Genomic DNA, 808 nt, shown 5'->3' on the forward strand with positions numbered 1-808 from the left:
GCCTGCGCCACCGCAGGATGCGCGACAAGCGCGGCTTCAACCTCCCCCGGCTCGACACGGAACCCGCGCAACTGCACCTGATCATCACTGCGGCCCAGATACACCAGCTCACCCTCGGCGGTCCACCGCGCCAGATCCCCCGTCCGATACAACCGCCCACCACACCGATCGAACGGATCAGCCACAAACCGCGACGCCGTCAACCCCGCACGCCCCCGATACCCCCGCGCCACCCCCGCACCAGCCACATACAACTCCCCCACCACACCAGGCGGCACCGCCGCCAACGCCCCATCCAGCACATACGTCCGCGTATTCGCCAGCGGCACACCAATCGGAGACACCCCCGCCACCACCACACCCGGCTCCAACTCCAACCGGGTCACATGCACCGTGGTCTCGGTAATCCCATACATGTTGACCACCACCGGCGCCGACCCACCAGCCGCACCCCACCAGCCCTGCAACCTGGCCGGATCCACCGCCTCACCACCCAGCACCACCATCCGCAACACCGACTCGCTCAACACCCCCTCCGGGCGCGCCTCGATCAACGCATAAAACGCCGCCGGAGTCTGACTCAACACCGTCACACGACGCTCCAACAACACCCCCCAAAGATCCGCCGGAGACCGCACCACCTCCCACCCCACCAACACCGTCGTCCCCCCATACAACAACGCCCCCCACATCTCCCACACCGAAAAATCAAACGCCTGCGAATGACACCACGCCCACACATCACCAGCACCAAACCCCGCCCACACATCCGACCCCGCAAACAACGACATCACATTCCCGAAAGGCA

Annotated in this window: 1 protein-coding gene; it reads right to left on the reverse strand. The window is 65.6% G+C overall.

All coding sequences use genetic code 11. The features are described from left to right. Positions 1–791: AMP-binding protein (locus AL2_RS35840; protein WP_281181657.1), on the reverse strand; the 791-nt coding region annotated here is incomplete at its 3' end. Positions 792–808: the final 17 nt, after the last annotated feature.

The sequence above is a fragment of the Actinomadura latina NBRC 106108 genome (genome assembly GCF_001552195.1).
Classification (GTDB): domain Bacteria; phylum Actinomycetota; class Actinomycetes; order Streptosporangiales; family Streptosporangiaceae; genus Spirillospora; species Spirillospora latina.